The sequence below is a fragment of the Bacteriovorax sp. PP10 genome (genome assembly GCF_035013165.1).
Lineage (GTDB): Bacteria > Bdellovibrionota > Bacteriovoracia > Bacteriovoracales > Bacteriovoracaceae > Bacteriovorax > Bacteriovorax antarcticus.
On the sequence record NZ_JAYGJQ010000002.1, the window covers coordinates 1,586,825 to 1,612,124 of the forward strand.

Annotated in this window: 14 protein-coding genes and 1 pseudogene; 6 read left to right on the plus strand and 9 right to left on the minus strand. The window is 40.1% G+C overall.

Annotated features, from left to right (window positions below; all coding sequences use genetic code 11):
* Positions 1 to 41: 41 nt before the first annotated feature.
* Positions 42 to 2,093 carry an ATP-dependent helicase gene (locus SHI21_RS17650; protein WP_323578309.1) on the minus strand — a complete coding sequence of 684 codons (2,052 nt, stop codon included), beginning with the start codon at positions 2,091 to 2,093 and terminating at the stop codon, positions 42 to 44.
* 332 nt (positions 2,094 to 2,425) lie between these two features.
* Between SHI21_RS17650 and SHI21_RS20705 the strand changes: the two are divergent.
* A pseudogene (locus SHI21_RS20705) lies at positions 2,426 to 3,871 on the plus strand (FumA C-terminus/TtdB family hydratase beta subunit); the annotation flags it as partial.
* 2 nt (positions 3,872 to 3,873) lie between these two features.
* Positions 3,874 to 5,808: an acetoacetate--CoA ligase gene (locus SHI21_RS17665; RefSeq protein WP_323578313.1), complete on the plus strand. Its 1,935-nt coding sequence runs from the start codon at positions 3,874 to 3,876 to the stop codon at positions 5,806 to 5,808.
* A 2-nt stretch (positions 5,809 to 5,810) separates the two neighbouring features.
* Here SHI21_RS17665 and SHI21_RS17670 read toward each other — a convergent pair whose 3' ends face one another.
* Positions 5,811 to 6,992: a hypothetical protein gene (locus SHI21_RS17670; RefSeq protein ID WP_323578314.1), complete on the minus strand. Its 1,182-nt coding sequence runs from the start codon at positions 6,990 to 6,992 to the stop codon at positions 5,811 to 5,813.
* 85 nt (positions 6,993 to 7,077) lie between these two features.
* A complete protein-coding gene (locus SHI21_RS17675) occupies positions 7,078 to 7,527 on the minus strand; it encodes a hypothetical protein (RefSeq protein ID WP_323578315.1) in 450 nt (149 codons plus the stop codon).
* An 81-nt stretch (positions 7,528 to 7,608) separates the two neighbouring features.
* Between SHI21_RS17675 and SHI21_RS17680 the strand changes: the two genes are divergently transcribed.
* A complete protein-coding gene (locus tag SHI21_RS17680) occupies positions 7,609 to 8,163 on the plus strand; it encodes a hypothetical protein (protein ID WP_323578316.1) in 555 nt (184 codons plus the stop codon).
* On the opposite strand, the gene SHI21_RS17685 is transcribed toward SHI21_RS17680, so the two are convergent.
* From SHI21_RS17685 to SHI21_RS17705, 5 genes are all read right to left on the minus strand, one after another.
* Positions 8,153 to 8,797: a hypothetical protein gene (locus SHI21_RS17685; RefSeq protein ID WP_323578317.1), complete on the minus strand. Its 645-nt coding sequence runs from the start codon at positions 8,795 to 8,797 to the stop codon at positions 8,153 to 8,155. The genes SHI21_RS17680 and SHI21_RS17685 overlap by 11 nt on opposite strands.
* An 8-nt stretch (positions 8,798 to 8,805) precedes the next feature.
* A complete protein-coding gene (locus SHI21_RS17690) occupies positions 8,806 to 11,181 on the minus strand; it encodes a hypothetical protein (RefSeq protein WP_323578318.1) in 2,376 nt (791 codons plus the stop codon).
* A 34-nt stretch (positions 11,182 to 11,215) separates the two neighbouring features.
* Entirely contained in the window at positions 11,216 to 14,413 is a 3,198-nt protein-coding gene (locus SHI21_RS17695) for a hypothetical protein (RefSeq protein WP_323578319.1), read from the minus strand.
* 244 nt (positions 14,414 to 14,657) lie between these two features.
* Complete coding sequence (locus tag SHI21_RS17700) at positions 14,658 to 15,476, minus strand: undecaprenyl-diphosphate phosphatase (protein ID WP_323578320.1); 819 nt, start codon at positions 15,474 to 15,476, stop codon at positions 14,658 to 14,660.
* Between the two features lie 66 nt (positions 15,477 to 15,542).
* Positions 15,543 to 20,564 carry a hypothetical protein gene (locus SHI21_RS17705; protein ID WP_323578321.1) on the minus strand — a complete coding sequence of 1,674 codons (5,022 nt, stop codon included), beginning with the start codon at positions 20,562 to 20,564 and terminating at the stop codon, positions 15,543 to 15,545.
* Positions 20,565 to 20,907: 343 nt separating this feature from the next.
* On the opposite strand from SHI21_RS17705, the gene SHI21_RS17710 reads away from it, so the two are divergent.
* Positions 20,908 to 21,189, plus strand: a complete 282-nt coding sequence (locus SHI21_RS17710; RefSeq protein ID WP_323578322.1) for a hypothetical protein — start codon at positions 20,908 to 20,910, stop codon at positions 21,187 to 21,189.
* Between the two features lies 1 nt (position 21,190).
* Here the strand turns inward: SHI21_RS17710 and SHI21_RS17715 are convergent, their stop codons facing one another.
* Positions 21,191 to 22,450, minus strand: coding sequence for a nicotinamide-nucleotide amidohydrolase family protein (locus SHI21_RS17715; RefSeq protein WP_323578323.1), 1,260 nt, complete (start codon positions 22,448 to 22,450; stop codon positions 21,191 to 21,193).
* Between the two features lie 85 nt (positions 22,451 to 22,535).
* Between SHI21_RS17715 and SHI21_RS17720 the strand changes: the two genes are divergently transcribed.
* Together SHI21_RS17720 and SHI21_RS17725 are read left to right on the plus strand one after the other, a co-directional pair.
* Positions 22,536 to 24,095: an NAD(P)/FAD-dependent oxidoreductase gene (locus SHI21_RS17720; protein WP_323578326.1), complete on the plus strand. Its 1,560-nt coding sequence runs from the start codon at positions 22,536 to 22,538 to the stop codon at positions 24,093 to 24,095.
* Positions 24,092 to 25,300 (plus strand): hypothetical protein, encoded by a 1,209-nt coding sequence (locus tag SHI21_RS17725; RefSeq protein WP_323578327.1) that lies wholly within the window; start codon positions 24,092 to 24,094, stop codon positions 25,298 to 25,300. Before SHI21_RS17720 ends, SHI21_RS17725 begins: the two co-directional genes overlap by 4 nt.

Here is a 25,300-nt window from a genome sequence, read left to right on the forward strand (position 1 = left end):
TTTTATAATGAAAGGGGCCGTTTATCGGTCCCTTTTTTTGATTACTCTTCGTCGAGCGACCCAAGCAAATTAGAAAAGAAACTCTTTTTATAATCAGTCGCTTCTTCTTCCGTCAAATGTCCAAACGTCGTTCTATCCTGCTCACGATAAAGATCTTTATTCTTCAACTCATTCAAGAATCGAGATTTAAACCTCGGCATATCCTTCCCAAAGAGCTTTCTCTGCTTACAGTAAGTCATAATCAGTCTGGCCTGAGCTCTGGTAATCCCAACATAACAAAGCCTGCGCTCTTCAGAGATATCCTCTCCTTGAGTGATCGTCTTTTTATGCGGAAGCGTCTCTTCTTCAACACCAACTAAAAATACTGTATCAAATTCCAGACCTTTTGAAGAATGGAGAGTCATCAGCGTCACTTCATTCTTACGAACGTCGTGGTCTTCGCCGTCGTTTAATTCTTCTTTATCCTGAGAGTCCTGGAGAAGTAATCTTTCACAGAATGTTTTTAGGTCAGCATTCTCTTTGTAGTAATTGGTAAAACGCTCACTCGACTCGATAAAGTACATAACGTCTTTTCTTCTACGTTCAACTTGTTTGGCGTTGTCGTATTGTTTGTCGATGAAGTTTAAATAATCAATTTCTTCAATCAGCGTACTGATTGACTGAGCAAGCGGGTAAGTTTTAAAAACTTGTTTATACTTTCTAATGAGTTCAACAAATTTCACAATCCCTGCAGATCTTTGTGGATCGATGCCCGGGTATTTCTCTAGTGCTTCAAATAGCGGAATATTATCTTCTGCCGATTTCGCCAGGTATTTTTCCAGAGTCACGTTACCAATCCCTCTATGAGGAATATTTAAAATCCTTCTAATGGCCATCTGGTCATTGGGATTTAGGATAACGAACAAGTAGCTCATTAAATCTTTAACTTCTTTTTTATCGTAGAATTTTTGGCCACCGATAATCGTATAAGGCACCTGACTTAAACGCAATTGATCTTCAATGGGAGGAGCTTGCGTGTTGCTTCGGTATAAAATGGCGATGTCACCAAGATGCCCGCCGTTACCTTGATGGCGAACGACTTCTTCAACGATCACTTCCGCCTCGTGTTCCATATTGGCCATGGCCCATAGAAGAGGGATGTGATCACTTTTCTTTTGCGACCAGAGAGTTTTATCACGGCGTTTTTTATTTTCTTTAATAACGTGGTTGGCGAGATCCAGGATTGAACTAACTGAGCGGTAGTTTTCTTCCAGCTTAACAACCTTGGCACCCGGAAAAGTTTTTTCGAATTCAAGAATGTTTGTAATGTCAGCGCCACGGAATCCGTAGATAGACTGGTCATCATCACCAACAACACACAGGTTATTGTGAGTGACTGTTAAGTGACGGACTAATTCAAACTGAAGCGTGTTGGTATCCTGATACTCATCAATCATGATGTATTGGTATTTTTCAGAATAAGCTTTAGCGACATCCGGATTATTGCGAAATAATTTAAGAGTTAAAAATAAAATGTCATCAAAGTCGATGGCATTAAAGAATTTTAGTTTTTCCTGATAATACCTGTAAGCGTATTCCGTTGCATGCGAGTACGGGTCTTCAGGATTAAAATGGTGTGAATCCGCATAATCGTCTTCAGTGATACCAGCGTTTTTTAAAAAACTGATTTTACTTTGAACGTCTTTTGTATCGAATTTTTTATCAGCGTGATAATGCTTAAGTGCCTCACGGACAATACTGATTTGATCAGATTGGTCATAAATCGAAAAATTTAAATGATAGCCGAGTTTATCAATTTCTTTTTTCAGGATGCGAACACCCAGTGAGTGGAAAGTAAGTAGGGCGATTTTTCGCGCCTTTCTAGAACCCAAAAGAGTGATTACCCTTTCGCGCATTTCCTTGGCGGCCTTATTCGTAAAACTTACCCCTAAAATTTGATCACTTGGAAGCCCCAGGTTATCGACCATGTTGGCGATTCTGTAGGTTAGTGTACGGGTTTTCCCAGAGCCAGCTCCGGCCAGGATAAGGACCGGCCCCTCGACCGTTTCGGCCGCTTCTCGCTGTTTGTCATTTAAACCACTAAGGGAAATCATAGGGAAAAAGAGTACTAAATCCTAGGGAGTCTTGCTATAATTTTTATACTTTAAAATTTCTAAAAACTATCGGAGATTCGTTTATGGCGATGAAGAAAAAGTCTATGAAGAAACCTATAAAAACTGCTGCGAAAAAAGTGGCGAAAAAAACTGTTAAAAAATCAGCACCTAAAAAGGCAGCGGCGAAAAAAGTCGCTAAAAAACCTATTAAGAAAGCTGTTAAAAAAGTAGCAGCAAAAAAAGCTCCAGTGAAAGCAACTGCAAAGAAAGTTGTAGCAACTAAACCTGCTGCGAAAAAAGTAGTCGTAAAAACTTTAGGATCAGATACAGAACTTAAAGCGTCACTTGTAGAACTTATTCGTGTAACAAGTGCTGAACTTCCAGATGACGTTCAAAAAGTTATTCTAGAAGCACTAGAGCGCGAAGAAAAAAATACCACTGCAGAATATGCAATGAACATTATCAAAGCAAACATCGAGCTTGCTAAGAAAAAATCTCAACCACTTTGTCAGGATACGGGAACAGTTTTATTTTTCGTTTCTCACCCGGTTGGATTTAGTCAGTCAAAATTTACAAAGATGCTTCAAGACGCTGTCGTTGAAGCGACAAAAAAAGGTTACCTTCGTCAGAACTCAGTTGACTCGTTAACTGGTGCGAACTCTGGTGTAAACCTAGGGCCTGGACATCCATCAATTCACTACCACGAACACCAAAGTTCCAAAGTTGAAGTAAAACTTATGTTAAAAGGTGGAGGGTGTGAAAACGTTGGTGCTCAGTATTCACTTCCAAACACTGCTCTAGGAGCGGGAAGAGATTTAGATGGTGTAAGAAAAGTTATTCTCGACGCTGTTTTTAAAGCTCAAGGTAAAGGATGTGGGCCAGGAGTTCTTGGTGTCACAATCGGTGGAGACCGCGGAGCGGGATACATTGATTCAAAAGAGCAACTTTTAAGAAGAGTGGATGATACAAATTCAATTCCATCTCTTGCTGAACTGGAAACTGAAATCGTGTCGACTTCAAATAAACTTGGAATCGGGCCTATGGGCTTCGGTGGAAAAACAACTCTACTAGGATGCAAGATCGGAGCACTTAATCGTCTTCCGGCATCTTTCTTTGTTTCTATCTCGTACATGTGTTGGGCGTATAGAAGACAAGGAATTGAGATTGGAACAAATAACAAAATTAAGAAATGGTTGTACTAAGAGGTTTATATGAAAAAATTAAGCTACCCGTTTTCTCATGAAGCAGTTCGCGAATTAAAAGTAGGAGACATGGTTCTTATCACTGGTAAACTTTTTACCGGAAGAGATGCCGTTCATAAAAGACTTCACGATGGTGTTAAGCCACCTGTGGATCTTAGCAATCAAATTATTTATCACTGCGGTCCGGTTATCCTTCAGGATAAAGACGGTACATACCATGTAACAGCAGCAGGACCCACAACATCAATCCGCGAGGAACCATACCAGGCTGACGTAATGAAAGATTACGGAATCGTGGGAGTTATCGGTAAAGGTGGAATGGGCCCTAAAACTCTTGCTGGTTGCAAGGAATACGGATGTGTTTATTTCCATGCTATCGGTGGAGCTGCTCAGGTTTTAGCTGAGAAAATCGACTCTGTAGATGCAGTTCACTGGTTAGATCTTGGATCTCCTGAAGCGATCTGGGAATTATCAGTTACTGAGTTTCCAGTTGTAGTAACAATGGACGCTCACGGAAATTCACTTCACGCTAAAGTTGAAGAAGCTTCAGCAGCAGCTCTAAAGTCGGTATTGTAATTATGAATACAAGTTTGTGGACACCATCAGCGGATAGAATTAAATATTCAGAAATGACTGCTTTTATGCAGGCGATGAACCGTGAACACAAACTGTCGATGGAAAGCTATCAAGAGCTTCATCAATTCTCGATTACTCATAAAGATTTATTCTGGAAATCGCTGATTAATTATTTCGGCGTAAACTACAGAGGAAGTCTGGATCCGGTTTTACTAGAAGAAGGGTTTGAGAACTACACTTGGTTTTCAAATGTTGAGTTGAACTTTGCCGAGAATTTATTGAAAAATGGGAAAGATGGTGACGTCGCTCTTAATTTTCAACATGAATCGGGAATGTCGAAAAAAGTCACTTACAAAAATTTACGTACAGAAGTTAAATCTCTTCAGGCCTATTTGAAAAAAAATATGTCTGAAGGGGACGTTCTTGCGGCCTATATGCCTAACATCCCTGAGACAGTGGTTTCGATGTTGGCGACAACTTCATTTGGTGGAGTTTTCACTTCGACTAGTTGTGATTTTGGTATTGAAGGGGTTTTAGACCGCTTCGGACAATCAAAACCTAAAATTCTCGTTGCAGCTGTTAGTTATGAATACGGGAAAAAGCATTTTGACCTGACAGAAAAATTATTAGAAATTGAAAAACGTATTCCTTCTCTGGAAAAAATCATCTTGGTGGATTTCCTTGGAAAGGGTTATGACATTTCAAAATTTGCGAAGGCCGTCGATTACAAAACAATCATTCAAGAACACCAGACTGATGACCAGATTGAATTTACCAAAGTTCCTTTTGCTCACCCCGTTTATATTATGTACTCGTCGGGAACGACGGGGAAACCAAAGTGTATTGTTCACTCTCAAGGTGGAACACTTGTTCAGCTGATTAAAGAGCACGGTCTTCACTGTGATTTAAAACAGCATAAGACGACTTTCTTTTTTACGACTTGTGGTTGGATGATGTGGAACTGGCTTGTGGCCGGACTGTATTTTGGCTCTACTGTCGTTTTATATGAAGGGTCTCCTGCAGAGCCTTCTCCTGAATACTTCTTCAATATGATTGAGCGCGTTGGAATTAATATTTTTGGAACCTCTCCAAAATTCTTAAAAGCGCTTGAAGACACCGGTGCGAGATTTACAAAATATCCGACACTGGAGACGATTTTATCCACAGGATCGCCACTTCTTCCTGAGCAGTTTGATTTCGTTTATAACCACATTAAAAAAGATGTTCTCCTTGGAAGTATTTCAGGTGGAACAGATATCGTTTCTTGTTTTATGCTCGCTTGCCCGATTCTTCCTGTTTATAAGGGAGAAATTCAGTGCCGTGGTTTGGGTCTAGATGTTCAGGCCTTTGATGAAAATGCTAAAGGTGTTGTTGGAGTTGAAGGGGAGCTCGTATGTGCTCAGACTTTCCCAAGCAGACCAATCTATTTCTTAAACGATGAGAGTAAAGAAAAAATCAACGCTGCTTACTTCAATCAGATCCCCGGTGTGTGGACTCATGGAGACTTTGTAAAAGTCACTGAGCATGGCGGAGTGATCGTTTATGGCCGCTCTGATGCGACTTTAAATCCAGGTGGTGTGAGAATTGGGACTGCTGAAATTTACCGTCAGACAGAAGGATTAAACTATATCCTGGACTCTATCTGTGTGGGACGCCCGACAGATGGCGACGTGGATGTTATCTTGTTTGTGAAATTAAAAGACAAAGAAGAGATGACTCTGGATCGCAAAAAACAAATCAAAGACCTTATTAAGAAAAATACGACACCAAGACACGTTCCCCGTGAAATTATCGTGGTGAAAGATATTCCTTATACGAGATCAGGGAAAAAAGTGGAGTTGGCGATTACGAGAATTCTCTCAGGGAAGCCCGTAACAAATGTCGATGCCCTTGCTAATCCTGAATCGTTGGATGAGTACTACCAGTATAAAGGTTAATTCTACTGAAAGATTTTTGAGCGCATTTCTTCAATAACCTTTTGTGAAGGTTCTTCCTTATATTTAGCTTTATAAGCGTGAAGCATGCGCTCTAGTTGCTCTTCTTTTAAATCCATTTCAGATTTTTCTTCAGTTGTTGTCACATCAAGAACTTTATCTGAGATGTCTTTAAAGAACTGAATGAACTTAGCTTTTTCTTCTTCCTGAGACTCCGCCGTCTTAGGGTTTTCTTCTGAGTTGTATTTATCAAAATAGAAGTAGAAGCCGATTGAAAAAGCGATTGGCTTATAAACTCTTCTAAAGCGCTCATAATGATCAATCATATTTTGCTTTTTTAAGTACTCGATTAATTCCTGGTCATGGGCCTCTAGGCCATCCACCATGATTTTTTCTAAAAGCTCATCCGGGATATTCACTCGCTCAAACCACGGAAGATCGTAAGGAACCGCAAGGTATTTCCAGATTTTATGCTGGAAGAAACGTTTTACGGTATATCTTCCACGCTCTAGTCTCGTATAAGAATCTTTTTCAGGAATGCGCTCAACCATTCCTTTTAATCCCATCAGTAAAACATCTTCCTGAACCATGCGCATAACTCTGGCGTTCATACGTGCCGTTTTATTTTTTGTAAAATAATCCATCAAGGTAACAGGTGGGCCTTTTAAGATAATCATTAAATCAGCAGCAAAACCATTCAGGTCGTTGCGGGTTAACTTCGAAGTTAAGTTCATGTACTTAAAGTGTGACTGCAGTTTTCTTAATTTAAAAAGACTAAGTTTTTGTGCTTCATCAGTCAGACCTTTTTCATTGTAAAGTTTCGTTTGAATCAGGCGCATATTGATGACTTCAATCAGTGCCATTTTCTGTTCGATACTTACCGGATTGATGTTGGAGAATTCATCATTTCCGTCTTTATAAATTTCCATCCAGCGGAAGTATTCCTGGTCATTGAAATTTTCGAAGTCATGAGGGCCCATGACTTTGTTCCAGATTGTATTTTTTAATTTGAAGAGTTTTTCAGTGTGAGCATTGGCCGCGATGGCGCGAAGAATTCTTTCTTCCTGAGCAAGAGGACTAATAATTTCACTCACCATGCCCTGGCAATCACTGGCAATCGAGCGCTCAGGCACTTTGACTGCTTGTAAATTCTTGCTAGACCACAGTCCGAAGAGACTGATGGCCATGAAGACGAATATATAGGGCGTGTATGTTTTTATGGCTACTCCGATAATATATTCTTATCGGATGATTATACTCGGATATTGAGGGCTATTTACAAAATTCTTGAGGTTTAATTTTGTAAGTAGGCGTGCAGTAATCGCTCCAAACCCCGCGATCATACGTCGAATAAGCGTAAAACCAGCTGATGTAGTCGTCTTGAGACGCTAAATAAGTTTTACTCGCTAGAGCATCCGGAACTACGCCATTTACAGAAAAACACCAGCCGTGGGCGCGCATTTTTGTATCAGAAAGAACTTCCATGGCATCGAGGCCAATAGGAGAGTTTGCTATCATCGCGATGCCATCAGCTGATCCAATGTAAGGAATCTTGTTCGCTTCAAAAATATCGATACTGATTTTACCGGCGCTGTCACTTGTATCAGTGATGAATACACCAGCGTAGAGCGGTTTCTTAGAGCATGGGCCGATGACGTCAAAATAAACTGCGTGAGCAGATAACGAACAAAGCATAACAGTGAGTGATAACAACGTTTTCATTATTTTTGACTTCCCTTTTTAAAGATGGCGAGGATAATAAAGTTAATTAGTACTGTTCAAGTCTAAAATCAAGGAGGATCTATGAAGGCGTATAAAAAACTTAACATCACGGGACTTATATTAGGTCTTTTCTTAACGGTAAATACAGCATCTGCTGCCTTATTATTAGAGCCGCATTTAGGCTTCAATTTAGGGTCATCTGGCGACGGTGAGAGCTACAATGGTAGTCAACTTGGTATGCGCGTTGGATACCAGCAATTAGGTTTTATGACTGGTTTAGATTTCACTCGCTCAACTTACGATCAGGATTTTGTTGTTGCCGGTGCAAAAGTCGCAAACGACATGGAAAGAAATGAATGGGGTGTATTCGTTGGATACAACTTCCCAATTTTTATTCGCGCGTGGGCAGCTTATTACTTTTCTAACACAACTAAAAGTACAACATCTAATTTTGAGCTGACAGGGAACACGACTGAGCTTGGAGTCGGATTTACTGCTCTTCCATTCTTAAGCGTGAACTTAATGTATCGTATGATTAATTTAGATGAGCTTAAAGTAGCTAGCGGAACAAAAAGCAGTACCGATGTTTCAAACAAAGAGTTTGTTATCGGAATCAGCTTACCGCTTACTTTGTAACAATTCCACTTTCATTGATCGGGGGGAGGAACAATCCTCCTCTCGGTTTTCTGATATGCTCCTGAACTGTGCGATCCCATGTCTCAACAACTGAACCTGTTTCAGAATCAACTAATGCTTTAAAGCTACTTCTGTTCCCATCTTTTTGCAGATAAGTCACAGTTACTTGTTCAAGGTAGCGGCCTTGTCCTTCGATAATTTTTATAACCGGAACTTCTTCTTTCACCATCAATTTTGTATCGGCAGGCTGAAATCTCATCAGGTCATTACCCATGACATCTTTCCATTCAGGATTGATCGTGTTCACCATTTGCAATTCAGTATTTTCATCTTCGTACTTTTGACTAACGTCTCCAGTAAGAATGCGATTATTTCTCACCATAAAACCTTTGTAAGGATTTACGCTGGCGATAGCACGATTGGCCTTAGGAGCAACTGCTGGCTCTGGAATTTTGGCGGCCTTAAATTCTTCAGGTGTTGTTTTATGAGAGTCGACGACAGCATCCGGATTTTTGACGAAGGTCTTCCACTGAGTTTTCATCAGCACCATATTTTTAGACTGCTCTTTCTTGATATAAAACGTTATACCAAAAGCAACTGTCATTGATAAAATAAAGAGAACCGTTTTTTTCATTTACTCTCTTAGTCTGTAATAGGTATTTGAAGGTGAATAATTTTATACGGCTTAGGGCCGTTATATTCCACATCTTTAAAGTCGTTGTTGTTGTTAGCGCTGTCATGGAAGCAGTCTTCACAATTCGTGAAGCGCACTCTCATTCGGCAATCTACGACTGTTCCTGGAGGAATACTTTTTGAAACTTCAAATAAAAGAACGTTCCCCCAATCCAGACTGTATGCTTTACCAGTCGTTGGATCGGCCATGGTTTGTCCCCATGTCGATTTAGGATTAATTTTTGAGTACTGTGCTTTGTCTGCACCTTTGATTGCTCTGATGAAGCAGTCTTTATCGTTTGTTTTATCCAGACAAGAGTTGCTATCAATCGCAACTTTTTGTTTGAACTCACGTTGAGAAATCCACTTCGTTGCCGTTGAATCGTTGTACTGAACGAAACATACTGGTGCAAAGTCACCTGGAGTTGCAACCGCTGTCCATGGAGCTGCACCGATAGCGTCACAACCTTGTACGGATGATCCACCCTCTGAGTCAAGCGGCCATGTATCAGTTGAAAGTCCAAAAGTATCAAACTTACACGGACGACCTAGGGGAACACCACCTACTAGTGTCGTTGAAGTTGCATGGTCCCAGTCATTAGCTAAAATTTCAATTCCACCCATTGTTGAGTTTGAATTGTTATAAAGGTTAAGAGCGATGGCAACAACTTCACCAGGGCTCACTTTACTGTTGTTGTTATTAAATCCTAGATCACTTGGAGTTTGAGTCGAAAGTGTTCCGATGATTCCAGACGTTTGAAGTTGAGTGATCCCTGCAGCGATTTGTGCTCTGTTGTCGATAACGTAAGCAGAGCTTGCTCCTGTTGTTGGATCGAGAATTAAATTACTTTTTGAAATCAACACTGATTTTTTTCTGTTTGATGTTGTCACCTGAGTGTTGACCTTAGTCGTTCCATTCGTCAGGTTTCTGTGTTGATTGTATGTTTTAAATAATAGAAGCCCATAGCTGTCTAATAGAGACTCGATATTATCTCTCGTATAATAACTTCCGTTACAACGATTTAGTCCGGCATTTCCGATTGTGTTGAGTAAGTTTTTAGCAATTGTCTGTGTGAAAGATCTATAAGTAATAGAGTTGATAGTATTAAACCATAAAGATGAATTCAGAGCGTTCATGTTCACTTTAGTAACGGCACCATTCTCAGTTCCCTTTGATGTAAGGTCACCAAGCTCTGCCATTGTTTCATTTAAAATGTACATGACATATTCGCGGGCCACAGCATTTGAGATCGAACATTTTGATTCAAGATCCTGAGTTAAAGCTACCAGGTAGTGAGAGATAATCATCCCTGACATGTGGATATCTTCAACCGGTTCAAGTGGATAGTTTGGATCGTAGGTAATGTACTGCGGATAACTTAAACGTGAATCTTCATCAGCAGCAAGTCCTGGAGCATGAAGAGCGTCTGCTTCACTCATTGGTCTTGAGCCACGAAGATTTCCTGCGGCCCATTCACCCCAGTGAGTTCTTCCGTTTACGTAGTAACTAAAAAAGTCTGATAGACCTTCACCGATAGCACCAGCTTCGTTGTAAAGGTTATTACTCATCTGCACTTTTGTTAAAGAGGCAGTGTTTCTCATGTTGAGTTGAAGTCTTTGCATGAAGTGACCAGTTTCATGATAGATAATTGTACTATCATGGGCCCAGTGAAGTTCTTTGTTTGCTCCTGTGTGTCCAAAGCATAAAGACTCAGTGGCCTGGTCGTAATAAGCGTTGTTAGTGACATCGCAGTTTGAAAATGCCAGAAGCATTTGTGAGTTCAATTTAAATGTTCCGTCAGTTTCTCTAAGCCCAGATGGAATTGCAGTATCGTAGACAGGGGCGCCTAATGAATCATAAGCACCGGCCAGACTCATTCCAAGGTTCGTAAAGAACTGATCGAAGAGTTTATTCATGTGATAAAAAGTATTAACTTGCAGGAATTCAGCTGTTCCTGTTTTAAAGGCCCATTTTCCATCAGTTGTTTGAAGGGGAGAAACAGCTTCTCTCGTGTCTAAAACTTCAAAGCAATAAGTTAATCCTGAACAGTTCGAATTAGATTGTAAAAATGAATTGCTGGTAATTGTAACAGCAGTCCCTAAATATTTATTAAGATCGGCCGTAATCGCTAGGGAAGCATTTCCTGAAAGGATGATAGGGTTGTCTTTTAAAACCCTTCCTTGAGTGACTGCAACGTTTGATGAACCTGTCGTGGCGTTTGCACTGGCACGTCCGCGGACGTTGCTGCCGGCATTCGGCACACAAGACGCAAGAATCCCAGACACTATTGCTAATGTTAAAGATTTTTGGATCACTGAATTTAGAACTCTGTTTTTATTCCCCATCGTATCCCAACTTACGTACAACTAGTTTTTCAACTTATTTAGCAGTTCCCAATATCGCTGCATCGAAACTCTGAAGCAGAGAGGCCCCGAAGTTTTTTCCTGTATTTGTATTGCTTGCCTGAGCATCACAAGTTCCATCAACCTGTTGTCCCAGACGGCTTAGTTCAGTAACTTTTGCTTCTTCTTTTGTCGGAGTAGGCGGCGTTAAAGAAGCGAAGACGTTGTTAAGCTCGATCTTTTTTCGTGCTTTTTCAGTGTTTGCATAGTTGTCATCTTTCTTCCCTTTAATGTCTGCGATCTGCTTTGTGATAGCAGTCGTATCCGCTTTAGGGTCAGCAGTAAGTAATTTTACTTTCTCTGCTTCTTTTGCAGTTATCTCATCTTCGTATTTCTTTTTGTTTTCATTTCCATAATCTTTTAATTTGCTAGTTTCAGTAGGGTAATCACCCATGTCAAACTTAGCGATTGATTCCATCTGACTACAAACAGACTTGTTATCATCTTTATCTGTTTTATAAGAGGCGATACCATCAAAAAAATCAGCTGTAGAATCATCAAGGTCATCAATTTTTGACATAACATCTTTTAGAGACTTAGCATCTTTTAGTAATTCTTTATCTTCTGCTGACATTTTTTCAGCAGCAGCAGCAATAAAATCTTTATCGCTCTTTAATCCACTTTGTCCTTTGCATAGAGAATCAAAAGAAATTTTTGATCTTCTGCTCTTTTTTGTATCTGTTCCTAAAGAAGCATTAATTCTTTTTGTTTCTGCTGCTTCCTGAGCTTTACAAAGATTTTTCTTTTGTATGCTTAACTTGGCGTAGGCCTCTTCATCTAAGCAATAGTCGGGAATAGCGTCTTTAGAGTCATTGTTGTACATATTACAAACATTTCTAAATTTCCCAGTGTACTTAAGAGCATCGTTAGTAAGACGAGCAGAAATCTGGTCAGCATCTTCAGCTAACTTATCCGCACCATTACAAGCTCCCAATGGGTTTTCTGCCATGTCAGTATATTTCTTACAGAACATTCCTGTTTTAGCATCTTGCTCAGCTTGTTTCTTTTGTCCTTCGCTGTTGTATTTTGCAAGGTCTTTTGTGACACTTGAAATTTGCGCTTTACACTCGCTCGCAAGTTGTCCCCAACGTTCTTTTTGAGAAGACATTGCTGCTTTTTGCTTACCGATATAGTCCTCAATTTCAGCATCAACTTTTGCCTGCTGATCTTTAAATATTTTTTTAAGTGAATCGATCTTCTTTGGAAGATCATCCATAAAGGCCATGCTTCCATCTGCTGCCAGGTCTACACCGTAAGTGTCTTTCTTAAGTTCCGGCATCGAGATGAACATGTTTTCAGGAATTGTGAAGTTTGTTCCAGGGAAACGTCCCTGAATAAGTTTTACCATTTCCATGACGTTTGCTTTTTGAGCATTGTAAAGTTGGTTAGAGCGGTTAACCATTGTTTCAGCGTTAGCATTAAAAGTTTTAGCAAGAGCATTCATTTTTGCTTTTCTTGTTTCAACCTGATTTGTTGCTTCTGCATAACAGCCGTTAACTTCGTTAGCACACTGACTAGCATGGTTCATACAAAATGAAGGAGCAGTGTGATCAAATGATTCTGGAGTTCCACAAGTTGAACCTGATTTTTTAGCTTCACCGTTACAGCTTAAAACCTGCTCAAGAACTTTTGTTCCAAGGTTAGAAGCGTAGTTGTCATGAAGAGCTTTTAATTCTCTTAATAAAGCTTGTCCACGGTCAACTTTTTTCTGTTGAGAAACACCGTTTGATCCAGTTGCAGTATTAGAATTATCTTGAACGTATTTCTTTTCACATTTATCAAGTGTTTTAACATAAAGATCATAAGGAGTTTCGATAACTTTTTGTCCATCACTGTTTTGATAAGTAATAGAGATATCTTTATAAGTTTCTTCAAGCGCTCTGATTTGAGTCAGTTTGTCTTCAATGAAAGCGTCGCTGTTTAAAATATTTGCAAGAGCAGCTTTATATTTATCACGAGCTGTACCAGCACTTCCTGTACTTCTTTGTTGAAGGTTATTTAAGATTTGATCTGTAGAGATTGCTATCCCAGATTTATCTGCACCAGTTACACAGTTGTTGATATATGTTTTTCTAAAGAAATCTTTTGACTCTGCTAAGAAATCCCCAAAATCAACTGAGAAGTTCTTATCCATCGTTGGAAGTTGATATCCAATTTTAGAAAGTTCATTTGCGATTCTATCTTTGGCCAGTTTAAATTCCTGTGCTTGTTTCACAGTCGCTGCACGCAGTGACTGGAATTTTGAAGTCTCAGTGCTTTTTCCATCGAAATAATCCTGAAGACCTGAAGCAGCGATAGAGTTCTGAATATTTGTGATATCAGATCTTAATTCAGCTTCAATGGCCGTGCGGTTTTGATTATAGTCTGCAGCTCTTTTATTTGCAGGAGCAATAGACTGCTGAATCTGAAGTAGACCTACTTGAGATCCTTTCGCCAGACCTTCTTCACCAATAACTGACTGACAGCTTGAAGAGAAGTATTTTGCAAAAGCAGTTGTCTTGATATCAAGATTATTTTTTGAAGCACCCATCAACTCGTCATTCGTTTGTGATAGTTGCTCAAGAAGTTTTTTGTTGTTGGCCTTGAATGTTTCTTTGTCTTTGTTTAACTGATCCTGAAGGCGAGTCAGGTTGTTGATCATCTCGATGATTTCTGAATCGATTTTTTTAGTTTTATCAGTAAGACATTTTAGTCCAGATGGATAAGTTGCATTTGTTGCTTCATTCGACATCTGGTCGTAGTAATTAACCCATCCCTTAGCGATAGACTCGTAAGTGATCATGCTTGAAATTTGCATTGCTGATTGCGCAGGATCGGGAACTGTTTCCGAACAAACGTTTTGTGGCATTGTGGCCATCGTTGCTGGAAGAGGGCACTCTGGAAAATATTTTCCAGCAGCTTGATAGCAGTAAGTACCATCAGCATTTTTACAGCTTGGACTTAATTTTTGCATAAGTGCAGCGTTTTTTTGCGCCATAATTTGCTGTTGAATCATTTGTTGTTTTTGACCAAGGAAAGCTCCGTATGTTCCAAGCGCAATGTTGGCCACGCTTAGAATATCTTTTCCTGTGACGTCAGCAGCTTGTGCTGTCGTAAAAATAAATGAAGTTTGCACCAATGATAAAATCAAAGTGTGAACTGCAAATACTTTTATTAAATGTTTTAGTTTTCTCATAAACAGTCATTCCTAAAGCTTAAGGATCATTCTTTAATCTGATCGGTAGTTTTCAAAAAACTCTGATACTTAAGCCTATTTTAATGCCTGACAGTTCTAATCATCCTCTTTTTGCCTGCTACAGAGGTAAAGATTCGGAAGTTTCATTGGAAGTGTATTGTTTTTGAGAGGTTAGGAGGAGCTAACTCAATAAGATTGAGTGACAGCTCCGTCCCTGTAGGTGACAAATTTTTGGGGCAGTTTTTTACTTCATAAACAGGTAATAAACGATCCCGAAAACGATCCTGTAGATCGCAAAGGGAGTAATACTAAGACGTTTTAAAACCACCAGGAAGCCTTTTATTCCGACTATTGCAATCAGGAATGAGACCACGAATCCAACCAGGAGTTGAAGGAGGTCAGAACTTGAAAACTGTGAGTAGACTTTTAAGAATTCATAGATCGTTGCCGCCGAGATAACCGGCACTGAAATTAAGAATGAAAAATCGGCCGATGTTTTAACATCTACTTTTCTAAGCATCCCCGTAATCATCGTCGCTCCAGAGCGAGAGACCCCTGGGATTAAGGCAAAACACTGCCCAAGGCCAATAATCAGAGCATCCAGGTAAGTGATTTCATCCAAACTTTTAATGGTCGCTTTCGGTTTAAATTTTTCAACTACGATCATGATCACACCTACAAAAATAAGTGAGAAAATAACCACGTCTGTATTGAAGAGGTGGGCCTTAATAAATTTTCTTGTGACAAATCCAATGGCCAAAACTGGAATGATGGCAATCGCGATGTGAATCAGGTTAAGTCTGTTTGTCGTTTTTTGAGTCGCCAGAGTTTTTAGTTCTTTAATTTTTTGCCAATTGAAAAATTCGTAGAATCTTTCACGGTAAAGATAAACGACAGCAAGGATGGCACCTAGTTGAATGATGATGTTGAATGAATCGCTTTTGGCGTGATCAAGATGAAGCCATTCGCTGACAATAATAAGGTGGCCGGTAGAGGATACGGGAATGAATTCTGTTAATCCTTCCACAAGTCCTAAAATCGCTGCGACAATCAGTGCTTCCATGAATATTTCTCACTATAGATTCAATTGTAATGAATCTATTATGAAAGCACTTCTTGTGTTTGACAATTAATTCCCGCAGCTAATAATTGTTAAATCATCGCTTGCAGTAGAGCTTGACGCCAGGGCCTGAGGGACACAGTAAACGTGGTTGTTGAGTTTTAAACCTTTATTGTAAAGATCCAGTAGACCGTTGATGTTATCGGCCGCGTTTCCTTCAAGGAAGCGGTAGTACTTAGCGTCTATCTCTGTCTGACCAGGAGTTTTTAATCTTGAAATAAGGATCCCGTAGGCCAGAGTCCCCGAAGCACACATTGACTGCTCACAAGCAAGTTTAGCAGCGTAAGCAGCGTCTTTAATATACCCGTACTGATCGAATAAAGAGAGACTCAACTTCTTAGCTTCAGAAGAAACATATCTGTTAGTGTAAATACTCACGTCGATATAATCCGGCAGCTGACATTTTAATGTCGTTGCATTGATCATACCTGTACAGCACTTAGCTGGGTCTGCACCAGTTGTCATCTGAGTTCCTGCTGGAAGACAACTTACAACTTCATCAGCTTTGAAAACTTGTTTGTAAGACTTAAAGTTTGTCGTATCAGCAGCTGAGAAGTAAGTATTCCCTATTGCATCCATATATTCTTTTTGGGCCCCGACAGCAAACATTTGCGTAGGTGGCAGGTAAGTCGCCGTTGGTGCGGCCGGATTCGTAGGGTATCCTGCAGCTCTGTTACCTGGGTATGACTTACAAGATAATCCATTTTCTGCTGTTCCAGAATAATAATCATCAGACTCAAGAGCAATTTGAGGAATCCCCATCAACTCAAGACGGGCAAGATAATTTAAGACTTCTTTCCCTTTCGATGTTGTCGGAGGAGTTTGAGCAATTGGACAACTAGGATCGTCCGCCTGATAACCAGCACAAGTATAACCACCAGTACCAGCGTACCAGTTCATACATTGGAAAGTTGTCGGAGTGAAAGTTTGGAAACGACCAACTTCCCACTTATGCGTTCCTGTTGCGAATGAACGGATCCAGTCACCAGAGCAACTTGTTTTATCAGCGAAGCCCGAGAATGTGCGCCACTGATTATTTAATTTTGTTGAATCCTGACAAGTTGTTGCACCAGGAACTCCCGGTGTCGCTGTACACTGATCAGTAATCGCAACTCTTAGTTCAGGGTAAGTCGTAGGATCAGTATTCGTTTCTTTATACATTGTAGCAGCACGAGTGTAACGAGTAGGTGTACTGATAGTGTAATCAATACCAGGAACTTTCGTCATATCCAGACCATTGGTCTGATTTGAAGATGGAAGTGAAATCGTTCCACCGACATCGCGGCAGCAACGGTTATTTTTTGGATCATATGATGTACTTGTCTTAGCAATGGCCTGAGAACAAATTAGTTCTTCCTGCCAGAACTTCACTTCATATTTATTCAAGATGGCCGTGACAGTTGTGTCGTCAGCGCTGATTGATTTTAATTTATCAGAAATTGTTTTCGAAGGAGCACAGTCCATATCTGTAAAACATGATGCCGCAGGAGCTCGCATACAACTGCTTTCTGTAAATGAAACGGCCGTTAGTAATGCACTCTTGGTTTTTAATAAACCAAATGTGATTCCTTTCGTATTGAAAATTGAATTGAAAATATTAAGGGCGTTCGTTGAAACCGCTTGTGAACCCGCATCGTATTTCAGCAATGGATAGAGCGAGAAGTCTGCCGATGGATCAGGTGTCGTATTGTGATATAAGTTTTTCGACGAATCCATAATCGAACAAGAGTTTAAGTACACTAAAGACTTAAGTGGAGTATTTAATTTTTGAGTCATCCCGATACCCAACACTTTGTCACCTTTAGTGTCTGCTGTTGTAGGGATGGCCGTATTTTGTTTTAAGAAAGAAGTCTGTTCAACATCGCGACCAGGAACACACATTGCAAGTGCTCTGTTGGTATTTAAGTTTTTAAGTGTTTCTGGACGAGGAGTTTCCACTCCATTCCACGCCATTGGTCTTCCAGGTATTAAAGCAGCAAGACCAAAAGTATCGACTGTACTATCTGTACGAACTTTCCCAAAGCGAACAATTCTATTATTGAAGTTAGCTGATGACACACCATTTGTTGAAATCGTCTGGCAATAACTGTTATCAGAACAAGTGTGCATTGCCTGACTTGTTGACTGATTGAAAGTAGAGTTAACGTTAACATTTCCGTAACTAGGAGTACAAAGTGCCCCACGTCCACGGTACACACAACGTTTACCTGGATTTGTCACCCCAAGAATACTTGCAAAATTATTGTTGTCGTTACTTGTTTCCGGAATTTCTTTTCCATTAGTATCAAACTTCGGCCACGATGTTGTGATTTCATTGACAGCAGCACAAGAGTATTCCCAACCAAGAGTTGTGGCACAGTCATTATCTGTCGAACACTGATGGAACTGCTGACATTGAGCTCCGTCTGATTTGTAATCAGATGTGTTCATGTTTGAAGCAAGAGGGTTAAGAGATCCATCGTTCACAGTTACTTCAAAAGTTGATTCAAGAGTCAGGTCACCCATAGCACCGTTAACGGCCACGAATAATTTTGAACTCTTTGCCTGGATACGACGGTTTGTTCCGATTGAGAACCATTTCACACCATCGAAAGATCCGATAACAGATCCATAATCAAATCCATACCAGTCATACTGATATCCGTTAGCGTATAAGAAGTGCTGAGCACGCATACGATTTAATCTTTGAGTTTGACCAGATGATTCAGTCCCGTGAGTCCATGGAAGCATTGTCGCAGGAACCACACAAGCGCGTCCAAATTTCATGTCATCTGATCTTACACCATTCGACATTGAGCGGTTCGTTTGTCCAAGTAGAGGTTCCACACCACTACCAAATTGTGTTAGTGGGAAGAGTTTATTTAATTGTGAGTAGTAATCATTTCCACACTGAATACAGTTTGAAAAAGAACCACGGTCTACGAAGATATCGTAAGTGTTTCCATTTTTTACTGCGACTTCATAAGCTGGTTTTGCTGAGCCGTTTGTATATGAAAGAGTTCCGTAAATTTCATTGAAACCTGTGTAAGTGTCTTCTGTACTTGCTAAGTTTGTAATGTCCGTCACGTTACTTGGGTTAAGAAGATTGTCACTTCTGTATTTGAAAGCTTTTCCTTCTTGAGGAAGAGTGTTTGCATTTACTGTTTTTTGAGAAGTCCCAAGACTATCAAAAAATCTTACTGGAACTGTTTTAGAGCTCAGGTAAATTTTCTGTGAAATAGGAGGATCAACTGGTGCCGGATCTGGATACACGCAGGCATAATCAACAATTTTGTCAGATGTATTTTTAACAGGAGTCAAAGTACAACTTGTATCTGGACATGAGCAAATCGTTTTAATTTTTGCCAATGCTTCGTCTTTAGATGCCATGACGTTGTTGGCACTTAAGCTTAAGTCAACAAAGTAAGAGATACGAACTTTTTGGTCTTTAAAGATCTTTAATGTATTCACTGGTAAAAACTGAACAGAGCTTTGTGCTCCCTGAACTAATTGCCAGTCGATATCTTGTTTTTGTAGTAGACCATCAACTTCGACTGAAATCGCTTTTGATGTATTGGCATAATAAGGAAGTTTGAAAATATTTGAAGTCGGGAAGTGATCCGTGACACGTCCTCGGCGGTGAGCTGCCTGAGTGTCACCACTATTTTCCTGACCTTGAATATAATACTTTTCACATTTCGCCAGAGTTGAATTAATCTTCACGCAACTCGCGTCGACTTTATACTTAATGACTAAATCTTGCGACACTGATGATGCCGGTTTATACAACATTTTAACAGTCGCGCCTGAAGACAGGTCGTCATTATGTAAACCTTCAATATGCACAGGAGGTGTGATTAGATCTTCATAAGGATCTCTATAAAGTTCACCGTCAGTTTTTACTGAGTAGTCGTAAACAACAACTTCACCATAAAGAATTTTTTCGATACTTACTAAAGTTGGTTTATCAACAGTAAGGTGAGTGAATGTACTTGCGAAACTTCTGTCGTCAGCACCAGCTGAATAAGTTTGTCCGATAACAGCGTTTTTATAGGTCTTAGTACAAACCCCGTATTCACCTTCAATTTTTGTCGTACAGTTATAAAGATCTTCAAGATCCTTCACTCGCACACCAGCTTCGTTTACCGGATCAACAGGTTCTGCTGGATTTGTGGGAGTGTTAACTGGAGTAGAACAAATAAAATAGTATTGAGGGTAAGAATAAATATTCGATGGATTATTTAAAATATCCTGCAATGCCTGAACGTATTCATTTGATGATGTATTCACGCCTGGTTTGATTGCTAAGTCTTTCACACACTGGCCTGAACTGCAGCAGTCATAACCTTGAGATTTACATTGAGATGTTTCAGTACATGTCACTCCAGTAGGAGTTGTTGGAACCGGATTATTGGTTACAGAAAAAAGAAGTTGTTTCGTCGCAATTTGAGAAAGCGCGATACCACTTGTGTTGTATAACTCCAGCGACTGACTTGCATATGAACTTGATGTACAAGTCCCTGAAGGACAAATCTCTGCCATTTTATATTTAGGAGTTAGCGTCGGGTAGTAGATATAAAGCTGGTTGATTAAACCAGTCTTTTGGCAAAAACTTTGGTTGGTCGTACTGTCAGACGGAGTTAAGTTGTAATAGTACTCAAGGGTCTGAGTTGTGAAGTTATAAACTGAGCGAGGAATCGCTGCCAGTAAAATAATTTTATTAACTGTTGATTGAGTAAAACGCGAAGATAGACAAACAACTGTCGATGTTCCGTTAGCTCTGATGTAGCCGTCGACATCTTTACCGCGAAGTTGAAGAGAGTCCGAATAAGACATATCTAAACTTACAGTCGATTGATAGACAGTCGCACCATTTTGAATGAAGTTTGATCCACTCGTAAAAGTAGGAACCTTTGTCTGACCGGTACTCGCATTTGCTGCTTTTGATGAATTCTTTTTACCGGTATTTGTCGGCATACAACTTTGTAAAAATACTGAAAGAGAAATTACAAGAAATGTAATTCTCCCAAAATTTTTAAATAGTGTTTGCATGCTTCTCATTTTTTATTCAATTCCATACACGAAGTTCTTAAATCTATTCGGATTTCCAGGGATAACCTTTTGTTAATTTTAATGGTCTACGAGAGGGGTAGGTTTTTATTTCCCCATGCGCTCAGTTTTCACCGGCTTGTACGATTGTGGAAAGACTAAGGAAGGCGTTTTTGTGCCTCGAAAATCAGGCAAATGTCTATTTAAACAGTTTCTGCCTATATTTAGGTGCTCTTTCAAACATGTTGAGATCACATTGCGAAACCAAAGCCCGAGTGAAATACTCAAGGATTTTAAAAAAAGGCCCGATACTCAGTGAAGTACCAACCCAAAGGAGTCGTACCTCATGCTTAAACTTAGTGGTCTTTTTATTGCTGTTCTATTTTCATCGGCGCTTTTTGCGAACGAAGAAGATCATTCTATTGAACAGAAATTGGCCGCACTTAAGTTGGAGCGCATGCAGGCAGAAGTGATGATCAAGAGAATGGTGCATAGTGGACGCATGAACGAAGTTGAAGCGGTCAAAGCTAAAAGAGCAATCGCCAGCGTTAAAGAAGAAGACTTAGCAGTGATTCGTACAGAAGCACTAGAGACTTTGAAATCATCACAGTCTCTAGCGACAAAATAATCTAATCCATCAATTCAAGCAGTGTTAAAAGCGCTTTATCTGAAAAGCGGTCTTTCAATCTGATTCTGTCTCCAGGAAATAAATAAAGGTGAGCTCCACTTTTATCTTTTGAAGCAAATCCAATGGCCACTGTGCCTTTTGGTTTTTCTGGAGTTCCGCCAGTGGGCCCAGCTATTCCAGAAATAGAAACAGCGTAATCGACTTTTAATAAGTCACGCACACCAATGGCCATCTCAGTTGCTGTCTCAATACTAACAGCACCAAAATCTTTGAGAGTTTGTGATTTTACTTTTAAAACATTCTCTTTAACAGAATTGTCGTAGCTGATAATTCCCCCGTGAAACACGGCGCTCGATCCGGAAAGATCAGTCATTTTCGAAGAGGCAAGTCCACCCGTGCAGCTTTCTGCAAAAGCAAATGTGCATTTTTTATTTTTTGCTTTATCTAAAACTAATTCAGCAACTGAGACATTTCCCCACTGCCAGACATTGTCTTTTAATGGTGTGCTCATAATAAGATCTTTAATCTTTTGTTGTGTCACTAGATGAGATTTTTCATCACCATGATAACTAATCACAATATCAATTCCGATCGTATGGGGAAGTGAGCTGACCTTTCCAAATTTTTCCAGGTCACTCCATAAAGTAGGGCATAGTTCAAAAAAGATTTTTTCTTCCGGCACACCTTGAGTTCTGATGACCGTTTGGAAATTATCTTCAAAGCGCTCGGCGAAGTATTTTTTTATAAGTGGAAAAAATTCCTGCTCTACAATTTCAGTAAACTCTCTCGGAACACCAGGCCCTGCCATCACTAATTTTTTCTCAGGAGAAAAATAAGTGATCCCCGGAGCAAGTCCTTTGGGGTTTGGTGTCGCTACAAAATCTTCCGGGAAAAAGTGGTAGTGATTGGTTTCTTTAGTCCATGTTCTGCCGAAGCGAACATAATTTTCTGTGACAATATTGGCGACGTCACCGCTCTCAACAATCTTTTTTCCAAAATAATTGGCCAGCGTATTTTTCGTTTTATCATCCAGAGTCGGCCCAATTCCACCACTGGTGATCACGATGTCGCTGTCATTGAGTGCGGCCGTTAATGCGTTATTAATTTCATCAACATTGTCTCTGATAAAGCGCATAGACTTGAATTGCAGACCTCTTTGAAAGAGATATTTCGTCAGCCATGTACCGTTTAAATCAGTCGTTCTTCCGTTTAATATTTCATCCCCAATAATGATCATGGAAACTGAAAGTGATTCTGTCATTTTTACCTCGAGAAATTGCGCTTAAAACCTTTTAATTTTGTCATAAATTGATTAAACTTTATAGACTTAATATTGAGACAACCGCATGACAAAAAAGATCCAATTTACACTCGACTTCAATGAGGATGTTGAAGACTATTTAAAGTCTCACCACCCTGATATGCAGGATTACCGGATTTTGAATCAGGCCCTTGATGCTCGTGGTGCTCAAAGAGGAAAAGTCCCTCGCTATACTTACAACATTGAACTTCTTGGGAAGGGTGAGCAGTTTGAAGCTGCTGTCGAATCATTCCCTCAATTGGATTCATTTAAAAATCCTCCGATTATCATTGGGGCAGGCCCCGGCGGACTCTTTTGTGCTCTAAGACTAGCTGACTATGGAGTGCCATCAATTGTGATCGAACGCGGTGACCGCGCTCACAATAGAATGCTTCATATCGCAAAGTTCTGGCGCTACGGAGAATTCAACACAGAAAACAATGTTTGTTACGGTGAAGGTGGAGCTGGATTATTTTCAGACGGAAAACTTATCACACGAATTAAGTCTCCTTTTGTCCAGTATGTCATGAATCGCTTTGTGGATTTCGGTGCTCCAAAAGAAACAGCGTATATTTCTAACCCACATTTGGGTTCAAATAAGATCAGAGCACTGATTAATAAAATGAGTGAGTACCTCATCTCGAAAGGCTGTGTTGTAAGATACAACACCCGCGTAGACAGTCTCATCACTGAAGGAAAAAAAGTGATCGGCGTTGTTTTAAACAACGGAGAGAAACTTTATTCGGATGCTGTCGTATTAGCGACAGGACATTCTGCAAGTGAAATGTACCACCACCTGGAAGATCTGGGTGTAGAGATGAAACAAAAAGACTTCGCTGTTGGAGTTCGTATTGAACATCCAAGAGAGTTGATCGATTCAATTCAATACGGAAACTTTGCAGGCCTGGAACTTGGGGCCGCTCGCTATAGACTGAGCTACGAAGATCCAGGAAGTAAAAAAGGAACATACAGTTTTTGTATGTGCCCTGGTGGATATGTTCTTTCATCAGGAACAGAGGCCGCTGGAATCGTCGTCAACGGAATGAGTAACTACGCACGTAACTCTCGTTGGTCGAATGCTGCTCTTGTTGTAAGTGTGCGCGCAGGAATTGATTTTGATAGCAATAAACTTTTAGCAGGACTCGATTTCCAACACGGCATCGAGCAGAAAGCTTATCAAGCATCAATGGCGCGTGCGTCAGGGCGAGAACTGCCGGCGCAGACTCTAAAAGAGTTCATGGACCATTCACTAAATCCTGATAGCACAGGAATTAAAACCTCAACTCCCTCTGGGATTGTGAAAACTGAAATGAGATCTGTTTTACCTGCATTTGTGACTAAACATTTAGAGAATGCTCTGGTAAAATTTGATGACAACTTAAAAGGCTTTATTTCTGATAAAGCGCTTCTTATTGCTCCTGAAACCCGGACGTCGGCACCTGTGACGATCGCCCGTAACAAAGAGACGATGGAATCGACGAGCCACCAGAATCTTTACCCATGTGGTGAAGGTGCAGGTCACGCAGGAGGAATTACTTCCGCTGCCGTAGATGGTGTAAAAATCGCGATGTCTCTTTTGAAAACACAAAAAGGATTTGAACCATGAAAAAAACGCTAGCGCTAATATTAGCGACACTAACGACTTCTGCAATCGCTGCAATTCCAAATTACTCAGCACCAGAAATTTTAGCTCGCGCTAACATCACTGACGGATACAATCTTCCACCAATGAGTTTTCTTTCTAACACTTCACCGGTTATCAATAACCGCGGTGACGTCACTTTTAAACTGATGGCCTTCGATGGACAAAACAATCAGGGTCTATGGATTAAAAGAGGCGCTGACGAAAATGGGAAAGTGGTTTACACGGCACCTGACTATCGTTTTGTTACAGAGCCAAGCTTAAACGATAACGGTGTACTTGCTTTCAATCTTTACGATGATGGTGTGACTGACGGAATTTTTACACTGAATGCTGATAGCGAGAAAGTGGATCAAATCTTAAAACCCACAGACGACGATATTATTTACTACACATACGCTCAGGTCTTAACGAATGGGAAAGCTTATTTCCGCGGAACTGATCAAGACAACGCTCGTACATTTTACCAATATGATGGATCACTAAAAACAATCATCACAGAAGGAAAAAATACTTTCGGACAAAAGTCTTCATACTTGTTTAAGCCAGCAATGAATGACAATGGAGCGATGACGTTTAAGAGACGTTTAGGTGAAGTTGGAGAGTGGGATGAAAGAAACCCGGATGAAATCCTTTTGATTAAACCAAATGGGTCGTCATACGATTCAATCATTGTAGCAAAAGACAAAGACAGCGATCCAGCTTCTGTATTTAAAGGATTTTTTAATTCATCAAGTATTTCAAGAAATAACCATGTTGCTTTCTCTGCATACCTTGAAGACAACACTAAAGTGATTATTTTATACAAAGATGGTGTTTCAAAAAATATCGCCAGCGAAAAAGCTGACGGCATTTCAGAGATCGAAGTCTTCACTCAAAAAGTGAATGACCAAGGACAAGTTCTCTTCAGAGCAAAAGACTCTCACGGAAAACGTGGAATCTATATCGCTGACACAAACAGTGTAAAACGCATCATCGGTGAAGGTGATGAAATTCAAACTGACCTAGGACTGGGAAGAATTCTTTCGAATCCAAATTATCCTGGATTTGGCGGGGATGTAGATATGAACGATCACGGAGAGATTGTTTTCTATTGCTTATTAGTTGGAGCAAAAGACAATCAGCAGGAATGGGGATCGGCAGTTTTTAAAATCTCGCCGCTAAAATAA

Excerpts from the sequence above, each read along its gene's own strand:
- SHI21_RS17650 (WP_323578309.1), bottom strand. The coding sequence starts at position 2,093 with ATGATTTCCCTTAGTGGTTTAAATGACAAACAGCGAGAAGCGGCCGAA.
- SHI21_RS17665 (WP_323578313.1), top strand. The coding sequence starts at position 3,874 with ATGAATACAAGTTTGTGGACACCATCAGCGGATAGAATTAAATATTCA.
- SHI21_RS17670 (WP_323578314.1), bottom strand. The coding sequence starts at position 6,992 with ATGGCCATCAGTCTCTTCGGACTGTGGTCTAGCAAGAATTTACAAGCA.
- SHI21_RS17675 (WP_323578315.1), bottom strand. The coding sequence starts at position 7,527 with ATGAAAACGTTGTTATCACTCACTGTTATGCTTTGTTCGTTATCTGCT.
- SHI21_RS17680 (WP_323578316.1), top strand. The coding sequence starts at position 7,609 with ATGAAGGCGTATAAAAAACTTAACATCACGGGACTTATATTAGGTCTT.
- SHI21_RS17685 (WP_323578317.1), bottom strand. The coding sequence starts at position 8,797 with ATGAAAAAAACGGTTCTCTTTATTTTATCAATGACAGTTGCTTTTGGT.
- SHI21_RS17690 (WP_323578318.1), bottom strand. The coding sequence starts at position 11,181 with ATGGGGAATAAAAACAGAGTTCTAAATTCAGTGATCCAAAAATCTTTA.
- SHI21_RS17695 (WP_323578319.1), bottom strand. The coding sequence starts at position 14,413 with ATGAGAAAACTAAAACATTTAATAAAAGTATTTGCAGTTCACACTTTG.
- SHI21_RS17700 (WP_323578320.1), bottom strand. The coding sequence starts at position 15,476 with ATGGAAGCACTGATTGTCGCAGCGATTTTAGGACTTGTGGAAGGATTA.
- SHI21_RS17705 (WP_323578321.1), bottom strand. The coding sequence starts at position 20,564 with ATGCAAACACTATTTAAAAATTTTGGGAGAATTACATTTCTTGTAATT.
- SHI21_RS17710 (WP_323578322.1), top strand. The coding sequence starts at position 20,908 with ATGCTTAAACTTAGTGGTCTTTTTATTGCTGTTCTATTTTCATCGGCG.
- SHI21_RS17715 (WP_323578323.1), bottom strand. The coding sequence starts at position 22,450 with ATGACAGAATCACTTTCAGTTTCCATGATCATTATTGGGGATGAAATA.
- SHI21_RS17720 (WP_323578326.1), top strand. The coding sequence starts at position 22,536 with ATGACAAAAAAGATCCAATTTACACTCGACTTCAATGAGGATGTTGAA.
- SHI21_RS17725 (WP_323578327.1), top strand. The coding sequence starts at position 24,092 with ATGAAAAAAACGCTAGCGCTAATATTAGCGACACTAACGACTTCTGCA.